This is a genomic window from Duganella sp. 1411 (assembly GCF_017833525.1).
Classification (GTDB): domain Bacteria; phylum Pseudomonadota; class Gammaproteobacteria; order Burkholderiales; family Burkholderiaceae_D; genus Rugamonas.
Genome location: NZ_JAFICD010000010.1, coordinates 235545 through 253959 on the forward strand (window position 1 = coordinate 235545; position 18415 = coordinate 253959).

The 18415-nt window shown below is 64.8% G+C and carries 14 protein-coding genes and 1 other RNA gene; 6 read left to right on the forward strand and 9 right to left on the reverse strand.

All coding sequences use genetic code 11. The annotated features are described in order from the left end of the window. Positions 1–110: 110 nt before the first annotated feature. On the reverse strand, positions 111–1973 hold the full coding sequence (ilvD, locus tag JOD97_RS31440) for a dihydroxy-acid dehydratase (RefSeq protein ID WP_209726739.1): 1863 nt from the start codon (positions 1971–1973) through the stop codon (positions 111–113). Between the two features lie 162 nt (positions 1974–2135). Here ilvD and JOD97_RS31445 point away from each other — a divergent pair, with 162 nt between their 5' ends. Together JOD97_RS31445 and lgt are read left to right on the forward strand one after the other, a co-directional pair. Beyond that, positions 2136–3044 (forward strand): LysR family transcriptional regulator, encoded by a 909-nt coding sequence (locus tag JOD97_RS31445; protein ID WP_209726740.1) that lies wholly within the window; start codon positions 2136–2138, stop codon positions 3042–3044. Next, positions 3038–3898 (forward strand): prolipoprotein diacylglyceryl transferase, encoded by an 861-nt coding sequence (gene lgt, locus JOD97_RS31450; RefSeq protein ID WP_209726741.1) that lies wholly within the window; start codon positions 3038–3040, stop codon positions 3896–3898. Before JOD97_RS31445 ends, lgt begins: the two co-directional genes overlap by 7 nt. Before the next feature lie 90 nt (positions 3899–3988). On the opposite strand, the gene JOD97_RS31455 is transcribed toward lgt, so the two are convergent. The 8 genes from JOD97_RS31455 to JOD97_RS31490 form a co-directional block, all read right to left on the reverse strand. After that, positions 3989–4447, reverse strand: coding sequence for an EVE domain-containing protein (locus JOD97_RS31455; protein WP_209726742.1), 459 nt, complete (start codon positions 4445–4447; stop codon positions 3989–3991). A gap of 63 nt (positions 4448–4510) precedes the next feature. Continuing rightward, a non-coding RNA gene (ssrS, locus tag JOD97_RS31460) (6S RNA) lies at positions 4511–4691 on the reverse strand. A 46-nt stretch (positions 4692–4737) separates the two neighbouring features. After that, positions 4738–5049, reverse strand: a complete 312-nt coding sequence (locus tag JOD97_RS31465; RefSeq protein WP_209726743.1) for a cell division protein ZapA — start codon at positions 5047–5049, stop codon at positions 4738–4740. Continuing rightward, positions 5046–5306 (reverse strand): hypothetical protein, encoded by a 261-nt coding sequence (locus JOD97_RS31470; protein WP_209726744.1) that lies wholly within the window; start codon positions 5304–5306, stop codon positions 5046–5048. The genes JOD97_RS31465 and JOD97_RS31470 overlap by 4 nt, the downstream gene beginning before the upstream one ends. Positions 5307–5439: 133 nt before the next feature. Next, a complete protein-coding gene (galA, locus tag JOD97_RS31475) occupies positions 5440–8307 on the reverse strand; it encodes a beta-galactosidase GalA (protein WP_229264855.1) in 2868 nt (955 codons plus the stop codon). A 167-nt stretch (positions 8308–8474) separates the two neighbouring features. Then, positions 8475–11108 carry a TonB-dependent receptor gene (locus JOD97_RS31480; RefSeq protein WP_209726746.1) on the reverse strand — a complete coding sequence of 878 codons (2634 nt, stop codon included), beginning with the start codon at positions 11106–11108 and terminating at the stop codon, positions 8475–8477. 178 nt (positions 11109–11286) lie between these two features. Then, complete coding sequence (locus tag JOD97_RS31485) at positions 11287–12249, reverse strand: LysR substrate-binding domain-containing protein (protein WP_209726747.1); 963 nt, start codon at positions 12247–12249, stop codon at positions 11287–11289. A gap of 49 nt (positions 12250–12298) precedes the next feature. Next, positions 12299–13243, reverse strand: coding sequence for an SMP-30/gluconolactonase/LRE family protein (locus JOD97_RS31490; protein ID WP_229264856.1), 945 nt, complete (start codon positions 13241–13243; stop codon positions 12299–12301). A gap of 225 nt (positions 13244–13468) precedes the next feature. Here JOD97_RS31490 and dgoD point away from each other — a divergent pair, with 225 nt between their 5' ends. The 4 genes from dgoD to araH all read left to right on the forward strand — a co-directional run bounded on the left by dgoD (position 13469) and on the right by araH (position 18255). Further along, the gene (gene dgoD / locus JOD97_RS31495; protein WP_209726748.1) at positions 13469–14617 is read left to right on the forward strand and encodes a galactonate dehydratase; all 1149 of its coding nucleotides are present in this window, start codon (positions 13469–13471) and stop codon (positions 14615–14617) included. Between the two features lie 114 nt (positions 14618–14731). Next, positions 14732–15721 carry an arabinose ABC transporter substrate-binding protein gene (locus JOD97_RS31500; protein WP_209726749.1) on the forward strand — a complete coding sequence of 330 codons (990 nt, stop codon included), beginning with the start codon at positions 14732–14734 and terminating at the stop codon, positions 15719–15721. Between the two features lie 3 nt (positions 15722–15724). After that, positions 15725–17275 (forward strand): L-arabinose ABC transporter ATP-binding protein AraG, encoded by a 1551-nt coding sequence (araG, locus tag JOD97_RS31505; RefSeq protein ID WP_209726750.1) that lies wholly within the window; start codon positions 15725–15727, stop codon positions 17273–17275. Next, positions 17272–18255 (forward strand): L-arabinose ABC transporter permease AraH, encoded by a 984-nt coding sequence (gene araH / locus JOD97_RS31510; protein WP_209726751.1) that lies wholly within the window; start codon positions 17272–17274, stop codon positions 18253–18255. Before araG ends, araH begins: the two co-directional genes overlap by 4 nt. Positions 18256–18415: the final 160 nt, after the last annotated feature.

The following is an 18415-nucleotide window of genomic DNA, read 5'->3' on the forward strand; positions in this document are numbered from 1 at the left end:
GTGCGCCGGAGGCTGCTCATGGATGGCGGATTACGGCGTTCCGCCTAATCCGCCCTACGTGATTTAGAAGGGCCCAATATACCCGGGCCGTTCACAACCATGCCAATCGCTTATCGCTTCAACTGCGACAAATCGCGCACCGCGCCGCGGTCGGCGGAGGTGGTCAGCGCCGCATACGCCTGCAACGCCTGCGACACATAACGCTCGCGGTTGACCGGCTGCCAGGCGTCGCCGCCCTTCGCTTCCATGACCTGGCGGCGCGCCGCCAGGTCGGCGTCGCTGATGCGCAGGCTGATGGTGCGGTTCGGGATGTCGATATCGATCATGTCGCCCTCCTCCACCAGGCCGATGGCGCCGCCCTCGGCCGCCTCCGGCGAGGCGTGGCCGATCACCAGCCCCGACGAACCGCCCGAGAATCGGCCATCCGTCAACAGCGCGCACGCCTTGCCCAGCCCTTTGGACTTGATGTACGACGTCGGATACAGCATCTCCTGCATGCCGGGACCGCCCTTCGGCCCCTCGTAGCGGATGATCACGACATCACCCTCGTGCACCGTGTCGCCCAGGATCGCTTCGACCGCCGAATCCTGGCTCTCGAACACGCGCGCCTTGCCGCTGAATTTCAAAATGCTTTCGTCGACGCCGGCCGTCTTGACGATGCAGCCCTTCTCCGCCAGGTTACCGTACAACACCGCCAAACCGCCGTCCTGCGAATAGGCGTGCGCCTTGTCGCGGATGCAGCCGGTGCTACGGTCCAGATCCAGCGTAGCAAACCGCTCCGACTGCGAGAACGCGGTCTGCGTCGGCACGCCGCCCGGGGCGGCGCGGAACAGCTGGTGCACCGCCGGATCGTCGCTGCGCTTGATATCGTTGCGTTCGATCGCGTCGGCCATGGTCGGCGCGTGGATGGTCGGCAGCGAGGTGTCCAGCAGGCCGCCGCGCGCCAGTTCGCCCAGGATGCCGATGATGCCGCCGGCGCGGTGCACGTCTTCGATGTGGTACTTGTCCGTCATCGGCGCGACCTTGCACAGGCATGGCACCTTGCGCGAGATCCGGTCGATGTCGGCCATGTTGAAGTCGACGCCCGCCTCGTGCGCGGCCGCCAGCAGGTGCAGCACGGTGTTGGTGGAGCCACCCATCGAGACGTCGAGCGCCATGGCGTTTTCAAACGCGGCCTTGGTGGCGATGGAGCGCGGCAGCACCGAGTAGTCGTCCTGCTCGTAGTGGCGCTTGGCCAGTTCGACAATCAGGCGGCCGGCGCGCAGGAACAGCTGTTCGCGGTCCGAGTGGGTGGCCAGGATGGTGCCGTTGCCCGGCAGGGCCAGGCCCAGCGCCTCGGTCAGGCAGTTCATCGAGTTCGCGGTGAACATGCCCGAGCACGAACCGCAGGTCGGACAGGCGGAACGCTCGATCTCGGCGACGTCGGCGTCGCTGACGGTTTGATCGCCGGCCTTGATCATGGCGTCGACCAGATCGAGCTTGATGATCTTCTGCGTACCGTTGACCACCTTGACCACCTTGCCGGCCTCCATCGGGCCGCCGGAGATGAACACCACCGGGATGTTGATGCGCATGGCGGCCATCAGCATGCCCGGCGTGATCTTGTCGCAGTTGGAGATGCACACCATGGCGTCGGCGCAGTGGGCGTTGACCATGTACTCGACCGAGTCGGCGATCAGGTCGCGCGACGGCAGCGAATACAGCATGCCGCCGTGGCCCATGGCGATGCCGTCGTCGACGGCGATGGTGTTGAATTCCTTGGCCACGCCGCCGGCCTTCTCGATCTCGCGCGCCACCAGCTGTCCCAGGTCCTTCAGGTGCACGTGGCCGGGCACGAACTGCGTGAAGGAGTTGACCACGGCGACGATCGGCTTGTCGAAATCGCCATCCTTCATGCCGGTGGCGCGCCACAGGGCGCGCGCGCCGGCCATGTTGCGGCCGTGGGTGGTGGTGCGGGAACGGTATTGGGGCATGATGTTTCTCCAGTGATAAGGCGGCTCTAAGGCTTTGAGCGTAGCCTGACAGATTGCCTTGCCCCTGCCCCGGTGTCAAATATATGATTTTCGCTTCTGTGAGTCGTATAAAATATCACCAGACTGAATTTCAATACCAACGCATATGAATCTGGAACGAGGATGAACCTGGAACTACGGCAGCTGCGCTATTTTGTCACCGTGGCCGAGGAACTCCACTTCGGCAAGGCGGCCCTGCGCCTGCACATGACGCAGCCGCCGCTGTCGCAGACGATCCAGGCGCTCGAGCAGTTGCTCGGCGCCGCGCTGTTCGAGCGCAGCCGCCGTGGCGTGGCGCTGACGCCGGCCGGCCTGGCGCTGCTGCCGGAGGCCAGGAGGATGCTGGCGCGGGCGCAGGAGCTGCCGCAGCTGGTCCAGCGCGCCGCCGCCGGCGAGGTGGGACGCCTGACGCTGGCCTTCGTCTCCTCGGCCGACTACAGCGTGCTGCCGCCCTTCCTGCGCGCCTACCGCGCCGCCTATCCGCAGGTGCAGATCACGCTGCAGGAGGCCACGTCCGACCTGCAGCTCGACGACCTGCTGCACAACCGCATCGACGCCGGCCTGCTGATCCCTCCGCTGCCAGACAAGGCCAAACTGGAACTGGAGTACCTGCCGGTGCTGAACGAGCCGCTGGTGCTGGCCGTGCCGGCCGGGCTGCTGCCGAAAAAGGGCAAGGTGGCGCTGGCCGCGCTGCCGCCGTTGCCGCTGATCGTCTTCCCGCGCGCGATCTCGCCGGCGCTGTACGACGCCATCGTCTCGGTGTTCCGCGAGGCCGGCATCACGCCGGAGATCGGCCAGCAGGCGATCCAGATGCAGACCATCGTCAGCCTGGTGTCGGCCGGCATGGGCATGGCGCTGGTGCCGCAGTCGGTGTCCAACCTGATGCGGCCCGGGGTAGAATACCGGGCTTTGGCGGACGCCAGCCCGCTGGTCGAAACAGGCCTGGCCTGGCGCCGCGACAACGCCTCGCCGGTGCTGCGGGGCTTTTTGGAATTACTGAGCAAGAATCTAGGAAAGAACGCCTTATGCTGATACACCCGATGCCCGATCCGGTCGCCATCCATCTGGGACCGGTGGCGATCCACTGGTATGGCTTGATGTACGTGCTGGCCTTCGCGCTGTTCGTCACGCTGGGCCGGGTGCGCATCAAGCAGCCGCACATCGCCGCGCAGGGCTGGCGCAAGGAGGACCTGGACGACATGCTATTCTACGGGATGCTGGGGGTCGTCATCGGCGGCCGGCTGGGCGAGGTGCTGTTCTACGAGCCGGTCAAATACTTCTCCAACCCGATCGAGATCTTCAAGATCTGGCACGGCGGGATGTCGTTCCACGGCGGCTTCCTGGGCGTGCTGATCGCGATGGCGGTGTGGTCGCGCCGCGCCGGCCGCAACCTGCTCGACGTCTACGACTTCATCGCCCCGCTGGTGCCGCTCGGTTACGCGGCGGGACGCCTGGGTAACTTCATCAACGCCGAACTGCCGGGCCGCGTGGTGTCCGATCCGTCGCTGCCGTGGGCGATGATGTGGCCGGACATCTCGTATCCGCTGTTCCCCAACCCGGTGTTCCTGCCAGGGCTGCGCCATCCGTCGCCGATCTACCAGATGCTGATCGACGGGCTGCTGGTGTTCGTGATCCTGTGGCTGTACGCGCGCAAGGAGCGTCCGCGCCTGGCGGTGGGCGCGTTCTACACGCTGCTGTACGGGTGCGCGCGCTTCTTCACCGAGTACTTCCGCACGCCGGACTGGGAGACCACGGTGCTGGGCATGCCGATCACCTCCGGCCAGGTGCTGTCGCTGCCGATGATCGTCGGCGCCATCGCCATGCTGGTGTGGGCCTACAAGGTCAAACAAAAGGGCCGCGCACCTATCCTGCCGCGCGCGAGCTAAACCCGCACCGCCACGCGGGGTCGTACCCCGTACGGGGTGCGACCCCTAAGCTGGGACGCGGGCGTATCGCTAAACGCCTGCGGGCTTGAACTACTTTAATAGCTTGACGATCGCCTTCCATTGCGCCGCCGTGACGGGCGTGATGGACAGGCGGCTGCCCTTCTGCAGCACCACCATGTCCTCCAGCGCCGGGATGGTCCGCATCTCGGCCAGCGACAGCAGGCGGGTTTTCTCCGTCCCCTTCACATCGACCGAAATCCAGCGCGGCTGCTCGGGCGTCGCCTTGGCGTCGTAGTACTTGCTCTTCTTGTCGAACTGCGTGGCGTCGGGATACGGCCCGCCCACCACCACCGCCAGCCCGGCGATGCCCGGCTCCGGGCAGCTGGAGTGATAGAACAGCACACCGTCGCCGTCCTTCATCTGGTCGCGCATGAAATTGCGCGCCTGGTAGTTACGCACGCCGAACCACGGCGTGGTCTGGCCGGGCGACGCCATAACGTCGTCGATACTGACCTCGTCCGGCTCGGACTTCATCAACCAATATTGCATCGCTTTTCTCCAGACGAAAAAAAGCGGCTGCGCATTCACATGCTAACAACCGCTTTCTAAGTGTAAGGCCCCGCCTGTGCCGTCTTTGCCGGCATCCCGAACCAAACGGTTCAAGGTGGTCACAGTTAGTTCAATTTCGGGTTCATCGGTCTAGCGACGCTCACGCCCATCGAACAAAATTCCGCAACCGGTGCACATAAATGGTTCAAGGAATATATGGCAATCGCGAACACCGCAGGGTGAGAAGAAGTTTACTCTCTTGTCCGCCGCAAAGGAAGGAGTTTAACGAATTAAAACAGGGTTTCTTGTGGAGTCAGTGCGCTATCGAGCACTTTGTGCATGGCGCTGATCTTGGTCTGCACCTCCAGGATCGACATGTCCGACAACGGTCCCTGCGGCGCTTTCACCGACAGGAATTCCGCCGCCATGCCGAGCGCGGCCATCACGGCGATGCGGTCGTTGCCCTTGATCTTGCCGGCGTCGCGGATGGTGGTCATCTTCATGTCCAGGAAGCTGGCCGCCTCGCGCAGCGCGCGCTCCTCCTCGGGTTTGCATACCAGGCGGTACGGCGAGCCCATGATGGTGACATCCAGCTGAATCATCGTACATCCTCTTTTTCAGGCACGTCGCCGGCCGCTTGGTCCTGCTCGGCCGCCGGCTCGCCGTCCAGCGACGGCACCTTTTCCAGCAACGCCACGATGCGGTCGGACGCTTCGCGCAGGCGGCGCTGATAACCCATGTTCTCGACCACGAGCGCGGCATTGGCTTGGCGCAACTGCGCGTTCTCGCGACGCAAGGCATTGGTCATCTCGGCCAACTGGTCGATCTTATCGGATAGTTCTTGGAATTCAGAAATCATCCCGCCACTATAGGCAGCGCGCGGGGCGCCGTCAACCGAATCACGCGCCGGCGGCGCCATTTTGCGGCCGCCGACACGGATTTAATTAATGCCTAATACTGCGCGACACAATCTTATTACTTTGCCAGCCTTATTACTTCACCAGCGGCTCGATCGTGACGTGGCCCTCGATGCCGCTGCCCTGACCGGGCTCGGCTTCGACGATCACATTGATTTCGCGCTTGCCGGTGCCCGCAGGCAACGACAAGTCCAGCGGCGCGGGCGCGTAGCCGTCCTTCTTGCCGACCAACACGCCGTCGACCCACACCTCGGCCTTGCCGCGGATGCCGCCGAAACGGATCAGGCCGTTCCCGTCGGCCAGGTTCTTGCGCGGCGTGAAGCTGGAGCGGTACAGGTGGTACTTGGCGCCGGCGCCGGCCCACAGCGGCGGCGAGCCCCAGCCCCAGGTGTTCATGTCGAAGCCGGCCAGTTTCTGGTTCGGGTCGGGACGCGTATCGCCGACCGGCGCGATGCGCCAGCTGCGCACGAACGTGGTCGGCGCGTCGGCGCTGGCGACGAACGGCTCGGCCGCCACCGCCTTGACCGGAATCGAAATCTTCGCCGCGCGCAGGCCGGGGGCCGTGGCCACCACGTCGATCGCTTGCTTGCTGTCCCAGTTGGTCTGCACGATCAGCTGCGCCAGGCCGTTGAACAAACGGCGCGTGGCGCCCTTCTCGTCCTCGTGCGAAGTCGGATCGCCGTTGCCATGGCCGATCGAGCGGCCGCCGCCCGTCACCGCGAACGTGACGTTGGCGTCGGCCAGCGGCACCGCGCGGCCTTGCGCGTCGAGCGCGCGCACGGTGATCGGCATGGCGTCGCGGCCGTCGCCGGCCAGCTGCGCGCGGTCAGGCACCAGCTCCAGCGCGACGGCGGCGCCGGTGGTCTCCACCAACGTGCGCGCGACTTCCTTGCCGCCACGGTAACCGATCGCCTCCAGCTTGCCCGGCGCGTAAGGCACGTTGAAGAAGTTCATGCGGAACGGGTCGACCTGCTGCTCGCCCAGCGCTTTACCGTTCAACAGCAATTGCACCTTCTCGACGTTGGCCATCACCATCACGCGGATGTCCTTGCCCTCGCTGCCGCTCCAGTTCCAGTGCGGCGCGATGTGGATCAGCGGACGGTCCTTGATCCACTGGACCTGGTGGATATAGTAGGCGTTCTTCGGGAAGCCGTTCAGGTCCATGATGCCGAACACCGAGCTGACGGCGGGCCAATCGTTCGGCGTCGGTTCGCCGCGATAATCGAAGCCGGTCCAGACGAAGCCGCCCGCGACGTAGGGACGGGCGGCGATCGCCTCCCAGGCGTCGCGGTGGGTGTTGCCCCACAGGGCCGCATCGCTCAGGTCATCGTAGCTGGCGATGATGCCCTTTTCCTTGATGGTCTTGAACTCGCCGCGCGTCATGAACGCCGACGTGTCCTCCGAACTGGTGAAAGGCTTGTTCGGGAAGGCCTTGTGATAGCGGTCGTAGTCCGGCACCTGGTAGTTGGCGCCGACCACGTCGACCGCGTGCGAGACGTTCAAGTCGCTGAAGAAGCCACCGTTCATCGCCGCCGTCACCGGACGGGTATCGTCCAGCGATTTGACCACGGCGGCCATGCGGCGCACCATCTCGTAGCCGACTTCCGAACCCTGCACCGGCTCCTCGTTAAACACCGACCACAGGACGATGCCCGGATGGTGGCGGTCGCGCTTGACCATCCACTCCAGCTGCTTCATGTAGTCCGGCGACGGATTGAAGTTGCGGTTCTCGTCCATGACGACAAAGCCCATGCGGTCGACCATGTCGAGCACCTCGGCCGCCGGCGCGTTGTGCGAGAAGCGGATCGCGTTCACGCCCAGTTCCTTCAGGCGGCGCAGGCGGTACTCCCACACCGAATCCGGGATCGCCACGCCGACGCCGGCATGGTCCTGGTGGATGCACACGCCCTGCAGCTTGAGGTGTTCGCCGTTGAGGAAGAAGCCTTGCTGCGCGTCGAAGCGGATGCTGCGGAAGCCGGTGTGCAGCGACACCTCGTCCTGCGCCTTGCCGTCCTGGATGACGCGGGTGGCCACGCGATACAGATTAGTCTTGGCGATCGACCACAGGGCCGGATCGTTGACGGAAAACGGCAGCTTGACGACGGCGTCCTTCAGCACGCCGATGCTGGCCTTGGCGGTCTGGCGGCCGACCTGCTTGCCGGCCGGGTCGAACAGCGTGACTTCGACGGTGACGTCCGATGCCTGCTTGCCGCTGTTGTTGACGGTGACTTCCACCGGCAAGGTCCATTGCTTGCCTTTGCCGGCGCGCGGCACGGCGTACACGCCGTCGGTGGCCACGTGCAGCGGCGCGCGCTTGACCAGCCACGCGTGGCGGTACATGCCGGCGCCCTCGTACCACCAACCCTCCATCGCCTCGGCGTCGGCGCGGATCGAGATGGTGTTGAGCGAGTCGCCGTAGTTCAGATACGGGGTGATGTCGATATTGCTGGTGTTGTAGCCGGACCAGTTGCGGTTGACCACATTGCCGTTGACCCAAACCGTGGCATGGGTGGCGATGGCGTCGAACTGCAGTTCGAAGTGGCGGCCGCGATCGGCCGGGTCGACCTTCAGGTAGCGGCGGTACCAGCCGATGCCGCGCGGGCGATAGCCCTGCGAGATGTTGGCCTTGGGGTCGAACGGACCTTCGACGGCCCAGTCGTGCGGCAGATCGAGGCGGCGCCAGTCGGAGTCGTCGAACTCGGTGCCGGCCGCGCCGGGCGCGTTGCCGGCCTTGGCATTGCTATACGATTCCTCGTGGCCGACAATGGGCGGCTGGACCACGTCGCCCAGATGGAACAGCCAGCCGCGGTCGAGCGACAGGCGCTCGCGCCCCGCCTTGACCTCCGGCTTGTTGGTAGCGGTGGCCGCGTGGGCGGACACGCAGGCCGCCAGCAGCAAAAAGGCGGAGCATACGCGCCGCCAGTTGAAGATGTTGGAATTCAAATTGGACTCCCGATAGGCGAAACCCGAAAACCTGGGGCCGTACCCCATCCGGGGTACGGCCCCGCCTGGCTGTGCGGGTTAAAAAAAAACGGAGCAGCGCTTTCACGCACCGCTCCGTAAAACCACGATAAAAAGGTTACAGCGAACTACAACAAACTAAACCCGCATTACAGCTTGAACGACAGGCCCAGGTTGAAGCGGCGACCGAACTCGGTCACTTCCTGCTGCACAGGGATGTTGGCGCTGGTGTAGACCGCCTTCTGGTTGGTCAGGTTGTCGATGCCGAAGCGCAGCTGGATGTTAGGCGTGATCTGCTTGGCCAGGTTCAGCGTCAGATAGGTTTCGGCTTCGTTCTCGATCAGCTGACCGGCGTTCCAGGTCGGGTTACGCACGAAGGCGCTCTTGTAGTTGGCCGACAGACGCGCTTCGTAACCGGCTTTTTCGTACCACAGGGTCACGCCGCCGTTGTGCTTCATCAGGCCTTCGATCGGGTACGGATTGACCGTTGGCGTGGCTTCGCGGATGTTGCTGGTGGTGTAGGCGTAGTTGCTGGCGATGCCCAGGCCGTCGAACGGCGCCGGCAGACCGGTGAACGCTTGCTGGTACACCAGCTCCAGACCACGGATATCGCCGCCGTCGCCGTTGATCGAACGGGTCACGGTCGCGGCGCGGCCGTTGATGACGGTGGTGTCGCTGGTCAGGGCGATGTAGCGCTGGACCTTCTTGTAGAACGCGCCGGCCGACAGCAGCGAACCTTTCGAGAAGTACCACTGGTAGGCCAGATCGACCTGGTTGGCCATCATCGGCTTGAGCTCGGGGTTACCGGCGCTGCCGGTGATCGGCTGGGTCGAATCGGCAACCACGTTCAGGTTGCGCGAGGCGCGCATTTCATCCATCGGCGCGCGCGACATGGCGCGGGCCAGGCTGAAACGGATCTGGTGTTCCTGCTTCTCATCCAGGTTGAAGATGGTGTTCAGGCTAGGCAGGATCTCGGTGTACGAGGTGCCGCCTTCCACATCGGTTGGCGCCGCGCCGTTCAGCGACTGCATGCCGTAGCCGGTCTGCTTGGTGTGCACCACGCGCACGCCGACGTTGCCGCGATAGGTCTTGCCGAAGGCTTCGCCATCCAGGTCGCCCTGGATGAAGGCCGAGGTGCTGCGCTCCTTGACCTTCCAGCCCGACAGCAAGTCGTTCTGGGTCTGCGGACGGCCGCTAGGATCGAACGCGTTCGGACCGAAGGCCGCCGCCGTGCTGGCGCCGAAGTCCTTCAGCACGATGTACGAAGGGAAGCCGGAGACGTTGACGGTCTCGTAGTCGGAAGCCGGGATCGCCGAGTTCTGCGACAGCTGCCAGGTGGTCTGGCGATAGCTCTTCTCGCGGTCCGAGGCGCGCACGCCAACCTTGATGCGGTTGATGATGCTGTTGTCGATCGCGCGCGCGGCCGTGAACGACGCCGCGTTCAGCAAATCCTTCACGTGGCCGTCGGTGTCGACGTACAGGGTCGGCGCCTCGAAGTTGGCCGGGTTGCCGGTGTCGATGCCGCCGAAGTTGTAGCTCTGGCGCTCGTCGCCGGTGAACGACCAGTTGATCTGGACCGGAATGCTCGACAGCGAATTCTGACGCAGGTCGCGCCACTGGCTGGAGCGCAGCGCGTGCGAGGTCGACAGATCGGTCTCGACTTTCCAGTCGCCGATGTTGACCTTGGCGTTCAAGCCGCTGGCCGACACGCTGCTGTCCTGGATCCAGTGCGCGTCGTTGTTGATGACCTTGGACCAGTTCAGCGTGCCGCCGGCGACGTAGCCGTTGCGGATATCGAGGTTGCTGAAGTTACCCGAGTTGCCGCCGTCCCAGTTGCCCATGTCGCCGGTCCAGTGCTGCATCTGGGCTTCGTTGATCTTGGTGCGCGCGTAGTAGCTGTCGGCGGTGATCAGGACGTCGTTGTTCGGTTTCCATTCGACCTTGCCCAACACGCTGGAACGCTTGTTGCTGCCGCGGCGCACGTCGTCCTGGAAGCCCCACGGGGTTTTGTCGACCTTGCCGTCGCCGTTGATGTCGGCCGAGTGGTCTTCGTTGAAGCCCCAGTGGCGCACGTTCTTCTGCACCGACGGCTGGTCCTGATAGCTGAATGCGATGGCCGCGCCCAGGGTCTTGTTCAGGAACTGGTCGATGTAGATGCCGCCCACGCGCGGCGCGGTCTTGTCGGCGCCGGCGATGTCCTTGGCCAGCGCGTAGTACAGCGCGTCGGCCTTCAACGACACCTGGCGGCCGCTGTACTTCAGCGGCGAGACGGTTTGCAGATCGATGGTGGTGGCGATGCCACCCTCGGCGATTTCCGCGTTCTGCGTTTTGTAGACGGTCGCGCCGCTCACCGACTCCGACGGGAACTGCTCGAAACGCACGGCGCGGTTAGGTTCCGACGACGCCAGTTCGCGGCCGTTCAGGGTCGCGCCGATGAAGCGTGGGCCCATGCCGCGGGCGACGATCTGCGACGCGTTGCCGCGATCGAGGCCGGACGACAGGCCTGGCAGGCGCGCCAGCGATTCGGCGATGGTGGTGTCCGGCAGCTTGCCGATGTCTTCCGACGATACGACTTCCACGATGCTGTTGCTGGCTTCCTTGGCCGCCAGCGCGTTGCGCACCGAGGCGCGGATACCGGTCACGTTCACTTGCTGGATCTCGCCGGCGGCTGGCGTGGCCGCTGGCGCAGCGGTGGTGTCCTGGGCTTGTGCGAAGGCCTGTTGCGCCATCAGCGGGGTGGTGAAGAGCGTGGCGATGAGCCAGCTGATTTTCTTGTGCTTCATGTGCATCTCCAGTGTTTGTATTAGTTCCGTCTCTGATACAGAGCGGACGGATAGACTGGATGCTAGCGAAACACTAGTTCATAAGCCAATAGCTAATTGCATTCTGTCCATATCAAGTTCGTATATCAGACATACACAATGGCGCAAACAGCAATAGATCAGCGATGAAAACGGGGAGTTAGGCGGGCGCGTGATAATGCGGATACATGCTGGCGGCGGCGTCGCGCAAAGCCAACAACATTGCATCGGCACCAGGCGAGAGCTGGTGCCGTTTGCGCGTGACGATGCCGAACGAATCCATGCTCACGCCCAGATCGAACGGCAGCACCGTCATCAAGCCCGCCTGCAGATACGCCTGCACGGCGTCGGCCGGCAGCGCCACCACCATGTCGCTGCTCATCAACAGGCTGGCGACGACCGGCAGGTCCTGCGTCTCCACGGTCTCGCCGGGCTGCTCCAGGCCGTGCGACAAAAACAGCGCGGTGAGGCGGTCGCGCAGGATGCTGCCGGCCGGCGGCAGCACCCAGCACTGGTGCATCAGCTCTTCCAGCTGCAGGTCGGCGCGGCCGGCCAGCGGATGGCCGCTGCGCGCGATCAGCAGGTGCGGCTCGTCGGTCAGCGGTTCGAAATTGAGTTCGTCGGCGGCGGCCGTGTCGAGGATGCGGCCGACCACCAGATCGAGCTCGCCGCTGCGCAGGCGCTCCACCAGCACTTTGCTGGTCGACATCTTGACCGCGACATGCACGCGCGCGTGGCGCGACTTGAGCAGGTTGATCGCCTTCGGCACCAGGCTGGTGGCCGGCGCCAGCACGGTGCCGATGCCCACCCGCCCGCGCAGACCGGACAACAGCTCCATCACCTCCTGGTGGGCCGCGTCCATCTCGGCCAGCGCCGCGCCGGCGCGCCGGATAAGTACTTTCCCGTACCAGGTCGGCGAGACGCCGCGCGAGAGCCGCTCGAACAGCTGGACGCCGAGCGCGTGTTCAAGCTCGCCCAGCAATTTGGACGCACCGGGTTGAGTCAGGTTGGCGGCTTGCGCCGCGTGTGCGATGGAGCCGTGACGGCCCAGTTCTACCAGCAAGACCAGATGGCGGGTTTTCAGGTGGGAACGAACAAAGCGATCTGAGCGAGAATCAGTCATAGGGGTGATTATTTTGATCGCCCATCATATATGGCGGGCTGGTGCAGCGTCAATCACCGATGGCAGGTCCCGGCAGAACGGCGAAACGGCCGGGGCCGCCATCGTCGAACGGGACGTCGGGCACGCCGCCCGGCATGGTCTGCTGCGGGTCGGGCCCCAGGTCGGGCGGCAGGCCGTACAGGCCGCCGCTGGCGCCCAGCACCAGCAATTGGCGCAGGCCGTCGCCGCCGAAGGCCACGCCGGCCGCCGCCTCGCGCGCCAGGCCGATGCGGCGCAGCGCGCCGCCATGGGCCGCGTATTGCACCAGGGCGCCGCCCTGCACGCTCCACAGATGGTCGCCGCTGTCGACCACGGCCGCGCCGGCGCCCGGCACCAGCACGGTTGCAAACGTTTTCACGCCAGACACCTTGGCCCGCTCCGAGTCGTAGTCGCACTGCATGATGTCGCCCTGGGCCGTATCGGCGAAATACATGCGCCGGCCGTCGGCGCTGAAGGCGATGCCGCCGGCGCGCACCACTACCGGCAACGCCAGCCGGCGCAGCCCGTGCTGGTGCGAATACTGGTAAAAGCTGCCGATCGGACGCTGGTCGCTGGCCGTGTTGGCGGTGCCGAAGACGAAATTGCCGCCGCGGTCGGTGCAGCCGTCGCTGATGATGGTGCGCGGCTCGGCGGCGTCGACGGTGACCAGCACCTGGCTTTGCAGCGGACGGCCGCCCTGCCCCGGCGCCGGCAAATCGACCGTGCCGAGGCGCTTGCCCTGCCCCAGCAGCACGCGGCCGGAGGCGCAGCACGCCATCACGCAAGCGCTTTCCAGCAGGCGCACGCCGCTGGGCATGCCGGCCGGCGCCGGCCACGCGTACAACTGGCCGCCCTGCGGATCCGGCCAGCGCCAGCAACGCCCGGCGGTGTCCCAGCGCAGCGCGCTGCCGGCCTGGCCGACGCGCAGCAGCATGATGCCGGGCGTAGAAGCGACATGCGTACTGGTATCGATCATGCTGGCCGCGCTCCCGGAGGTTAAAGTTTGAGTGCTGCCAGTCTACGGGGCGCCGGCATAAAATTGATATGAATTAACAACTATCAGCTATGCTGATATCAGATAGCTTGCCAGCTTATTTCTGCTATTCGATAATGATATGGCTTGTGTTGAATTAATCATATTTCCTATCTAGGCACCCGGCTTAGACTGAGGTTTGTTCCCTGAACTTATTCTCCTTCTCCTATGAAAATCACCAAACTGACGACCTACCGTGTTCCACCGCGCTGGATGCTGCTGAAAATCGAGACCGATGAAGGCGTGGTCGGCTGGGGCGAACCGGTCATCGAAGGCCGGGCGCGCACCGTGGAGACCGCCGTCCAGGAAATGGAACCTTACTTGATCGGCGCCGACCCGGCCCGCATCAACGACCTGTGGCAGACCATGTACCGCGCCGGCTTCTACCGCGGCGGGCCGATCCTGATGAGCGCCATCGCCGGTATCGACCAGGCGCTGTGGGACATCAAGGGCAAAGTGATGGGCAAGCCGGTCTACGAACTGCTGGGCGGCCTGGTGCGCGACCGCATGAAGATGTACAGCTGGGTGGGCGGCGACCGTCCGTCCGACATCATCGAACAGATCACCAAGCTCAAAGCGGGCGGCTTCGACACTTTCAAGATGAATGGCACCGAGGAGCTGGGCATGCTCGACACCTCGGCCGCCGTCGACAAGGCGGTGCAGCGCGTGGCCGAGATCCGCGAAGCGTTCGGCAACACCATCGAATTCGGCCTGGACTTCCACGGCCGCGTGGCCGCGCCGATGGCCAAGACCCTCTTGCGCGAGCTGGAGCAGTTCCGTCCGTTGTTCGTCGAAGAGCCGGTGCTGGCCGAGCAGGCCGAGTACTACGCGCGCCTGGCCGAAATGACGGCGATTCCGCTGGCGGCCGGCGAGCGCATGTACTCGCGCTTCGAATTCAAGAACGTGTTCGCGGCCGGCGGCCTGTCCATCGTGCAGCCGGACCTGTCGCACGCCGGCGGCATCACCGAGTGCCTGAAGATCGCCTCGATGGCCGAAGCCTACGACGTCACCCTGGCGCCGCACTGCCCGCTCGGTCCGGTGGCGCTGGCCTCGTGCCTGGCGGTCGACTTCGTGTCGTACAACGCCGTGCTGCAGGAGCAAAGCATGGGCATCCACTACAACAAGGGCGGCGAGCTGCTCGACTACGTGATCAACAAGGACGACTTCAAGATCGTCGACGGCTACTGCAAGCCGCTGCCTAAACCAGGTTTGGGCGTGGAAGTGGACGAGGAACGCGTGATCGCCGCGAGCAAAAACGCCCCCGACTGGCGCAACCCCGTGTGGCGCCACGCGGATGGCAGCGTCGCCGAGTGGTGATGCGGTAAAGACGAGCCGGCGCTTTGACGCCGGCTTTTTTCTGCCCAAAAGAATGCGCAAATAATAAGCTGCATCAAAAGACATCAAAAACAAAATCAACTGGAGACTTAAAAGATGAAACGTACCCTGCTCGCCGCCGCGTCACTGTGCCTGATCGCCGCCACCCAATTCGCCAGCGTCGCCCACGCCGCCGACCCGGTCAAGATCGGCTTCCTCGTCAAACAGGCCGAGGAACCGTGGTTCCAGGACGAATGGCGCTACGCCGAGCAGGCGGCCAAGGACAAGGGCTTCACCTTGGTCAAGATCGGCATCCCCAACGGCGAAAAGATGATCGCCGCGATCGACAACCTGGCCGCGCAAAAGGCCCAGGGCTTCGTCATCTGCGCGCCGGACGTCAAGCTGGGCAAGGCCATCGAACGCTCGGCCAAGCGCAACAACCTCAAGGTGATCTCGGTCGACGACCGCCTGGTCGACGGCACCGGCAAGCCGATCGAATCGATCCCGCACATGGGCATCTCCGGCTACGCCATCGGCAAGCAGGTCGGCGAAGGCATCGCCGCCGAAGTCAAGAACCGCAAATGGAACGTCGCCGAAGTGGGCGTGATCCGCGTCGCCTACGACCAGCTGCCGACCGCCAAGGAACGCACCACCGGCGCGGTCGACGCGCTCAAGGCGGCCGGCTTCCCGGCCGCGAACATCGTCGACGCGCCGCAGGCCAAGACCGACACCGAAAGCGCCTTCAACGCCGCCAACATCGCGCTGACCAAGAACGCCCGCTTCAAGCACTGGGTCGCCGTCGGCCTGAACGACGAGGCGGTGCTGGGCGCGGTGCGCGCCGCCGAAGGCCGCGGCATCAAGGCCGATTCGATGGTCGGCGTCGGCATCGGCGGCGCCAAGGCGGCCGAGAACGAATTGAACAAACCGGCGCCGACCGGCTTCTTCGGCTCGGTGATGATCAGCGCCAAGCAGCACGGCTACGAGACCTCGGTCAACCTGTACAACTGGATCACTGGAAAGGCAACCCCGCCGGCCGAAGTGCTGACCAAGGGGATGCTGATGACGCGCGCCAACCAGGCCGACGTCCGCAAGCAAATGGGCATGTAAGCCATGGCGGCTTACCTCCAATTCGACGAGGTCTGCAAATTCTTCCCGGGCGTGAAGGCCCTGAACGGCGTGAGCTTCGAAGCGCACGCCGGCCAGGTGCACGGCCTGCTGGGCGAGAACGGCGCGGGCAAGTCGACGCTGCTGAAAATCCTCGGCGGCCAATACAAACCGGACGGTGGCCGCCTGCTGGTCGGCGGCGCCGAGCGCCACTTCACCAGCGCCAAGGACGCCATCGGCGCCGGCATCGCGGTGATCCACCAGGAGCTGCAGTACGTGCCCGAGCTGACGGTGGCCGAGAACGTGCTGCTGGGCCGCATGCCGACCCGCTTCGGCTTCCTCGACAAGCCGAAGGCGTACCGCATGGTGTCCGAGAAGCTGGCCGCCATCGGCGTCGACCTGGCGCCGGACGCCAAGCTGGCCGACCTGTCGATCGCGCAGCGCCAGATGGTCGAGATCTGCAAGGCCATCATGCAGGACGCCCAGGTCATCGCCTTCGACGAACCGACCAGCAGCCTGTCGCACCGCGAGACCGAGATCCTGTTCCGCCTGGTGCGCGAACTGCGCGCGGACGGCCGCACCTTGATCTACATCTCGCACCGGCTGGAGGAACTGTACGCGCTGTGCGACGCCTGCACCATTTTCCGCGACGGCCGCAAGATCGTCACGCACCACGTCATGGCCGAGGTGCCGCGCGATCGCCTGATCAGCGACATGGTGGGCCGTGAACTGAGCGACATCTACGACTACCGCACCCGCCCCCTCGGCGAAGAACGCCTGAAGATACAAGGCCTCGACGGCCACCACGTGAAAGGCCCGCAAAGCTTTTCCGTGCGCGGCGGCGAAGTGCTGGGCTTTTTCGGCCTGGTCGGCGCCGGCCGCAGCGAGTTGATGCGATTGCTGTACAACGCCGATCCGCGCAGCGCCGGCCAGGTGCTGCTCGACGGCGCCCCGGTGCCGACCGGCGCGCCGACCGACGCCATCGCCGCCGGCATCGTGCTTTGTCCGGAAGACCGCAAGGAGCAAGGCATCCTGGCCACCGCCTCGGTGGCGGAGAACATCAACATCAGCGTGCGCCGCATCGACCTGCGCGGCGGCCTGTTCCTGCGGCATAAGAAGGAAGCGGCGCTGGCCGACGAATTCATCGCCCGCCTGCGCATCAAGACGCCCAACCGCCAGCAGGAGATCCGCCTGCTCTCCGGCGGCAACCAGCAAAAGGTGATCCTGGCGCGCTGGCTGGCCGAACCCGGGCTGAAGGTGCTGATCCTCGACGAACCGACGCGCGGCATCGACGTCGGCGCCAAGAACGACATCTACCGCATCATCCACGAGGTGGCCGAACGCGGTTGCTGCGTGATCGTCGTCTCGAGCGAACTGCCGGAAGTGCTGGGCATCTCGGACCGCGTGATCGTCATGCGCGAAGGCGCCATCTGCGGCGAACTGGCGCGCGCCGACGCCAGCGAGACCGAGGTGCTGCGCCTGGCGCTGCCCGATTCGACCGCCCCCGCCGCCAACCATATTGAAACTCCTGCCCTTCCCACCCGGAGCATCGCATGAACGTCTCATCCATCAATCCCGCCGCCAAACCGGCGGCGCCCCTGATCTCCCGCCAATGGCTGGTCGAATACAGTATGCCGCTGGCGTATGTCGTGCTGTTCGCGGTGCTGGCCGTCACCGTCGAAAACTTCTTCTCGGTGACCAACGTCGTCGGCCTGATGCTGTCGGTCGCGCAGATCGGCATGGTCGCCTGCACGATGATGCTGTGCCTCGCCTCGCGCGACTTCGACCTGTCGGTCGGCTCGACCATCGCCTTCGCCGGCGTGCTGGGCGCGATCGTGCTCGAACATAGCGGCAGCGTGACGCTGGCGGTTGGCGCCGGCCTCGCCGCCGGCGCCTTGATCGGCGCGCTCAATGGCGTGTTGATCGCCTACCTGCGCGTGAACGCCCTGATCGCCACGCTGGCGACGATGCTGATGGTGCGCGGCCTGGCTTTCATCGTCTCGAAGGGCCAGGCGGTCGGCATCAACAACGACGCCTTCATCGACTTCGGCGACACCCGCATCTTCGGCATGCCGCTGCCGGTGCTGGTGGCGGCGTGCTGCTTCCTGGTGTTCGGCATCCTGCTGAACCAGACCGTCTTCGGCCGCAACACCTTGGCCATCGGCGGCAATCCGGAGGCGGCGCGGCTGGCCGGCGTGCGCGTCGAGCGACTGCGCGTGTGGATCTTCCTGCTGCAAGGGCTGGTCACCGCGATGGCGGGTCTGATCCTGGCCTCGCGCATCACCAGCGGCCAGCCGAACGCGGCGCAGGGGTTCGAGTTGGATGTGATTTCGGCTTGCGTGCTGGGTGGGGTTTCGCTCCAGGGCGGCAAGGCGCGCATGTTCGGCGTGCTGATCGGCGTGCTGATCATGGGCACGGTCGAAAACGTCATGAACCTGATGGACGTCGACGCGTTTTATCAGTATCTGATGCGCGGCGTGATCCTGCTGGTGGCGGTGCTGCTGGACCAGCTGAAGACGCGCGGCGAGCGGCGTTAAGGCCAAAACAGGTCCGTGACGCTGGCGAACCCGCCGCGTCACGGGGCGCCGGAATATCGTTTAACCACGTAGAGGTTGTGAATAAATACCCCAACTAAGTAAAATGGGGGCTCGGTGATCGGATCGATAATCATATGAGCTCCCACAATCTTTCTTTGTT

Excerpts from the sequence above, each read along its gene's own strand:
- ilvD (WP_209726739.1), bottom strand. The coding sequence starts at position 1,973 with ATGCCCCAATACCGTTCCCGCACCACCACCCACGGCCGCAACATGGCC.
- JOD97_RS31445 (WP_209726740.1), top strand. The coding sequence starts at position 2,136 with ATGAACCTGGAACTACGGCAGCTGCGCTATTTTGTCACCGTGGCCGAG.
- lgt (WP_209726741.1), top strand. The coding sequence starts at position 3,038 with ATGCTGATACACCCGATGCCCGATCCGGTCGCCATCCATCTGGGACCG.
- JOD97_RS31455 (WP_209726742.1), bottom strand. The coding sequence starts at position 4,447 with ATGCAATATTGGTTGATGAAGTCCGAGCCGGACGAGGTCAGTATCGAC.
- JOD97_RS31465 (WP_209726743.1), bottom strand. The coding sequence starts at position 5,049 with ATGATTCAGCTGGATGTCACCATCATGGGCTCGCCGTACCGCCTGGTA.
- JOD97_RS31470 (WP_209726744.1), bottom strand. The coding sequence starts at position 5,306 with ATGATTTCTGAATTCCAAGAACTATCCGATAAGATCGACCAGTTGGCC.
- JOD97_RS31480 (WP_209726746.1), bottom strand. The coding sequence starts at position 11,108 with ATGAAGCACAAGAAAATCAGCTGGCTCATCGCCACGCTCTTCACCACC.
- JOD97_RS31485 (WP_209726747.1), bottom strand. The coding sequence starts at position 12,249 with ATGACTGATTCTCGCTCAGATCGCTTTGTTCGTTCCCACCTGAAAACC.
- JOD97_RS31490 (WP_229264856.1), bottom strand. The coding sequence starts at position 13,243 with ATGATCGATACCAGTACGCATGTCGCTTCTACGCCCGGCATCATGCTG.
- dgoD (WP_209726748.1), top strand. The coding sequence starts at position 13,469 with ATGAAAATCACCAAACTGACGACCTACCGTGTTCCACCGCGCTGGATG.
- JOD97_RS31500 (WP_209726749.1), top strand. The coding sequence starts at position 14,732 with ATGAAACGTACCCTGCTCGCCGCCGCGTCACTGTGCCTGATCGCCGCC.
- araG (WP_209726750.1), top strand. The coding sequence starts at position 15,725 with ATGGCGGCTTACCTCCAATTCGACGAGGTCTGCAAATTCTTCCCGGGC.
- araH (WP_209726751.1), top strand. The coding sequence starts at position 17,272 with ATGAACGTCTCATCCATCAATCCCGCCGCCAAACCGGCGGCGCCCCTG.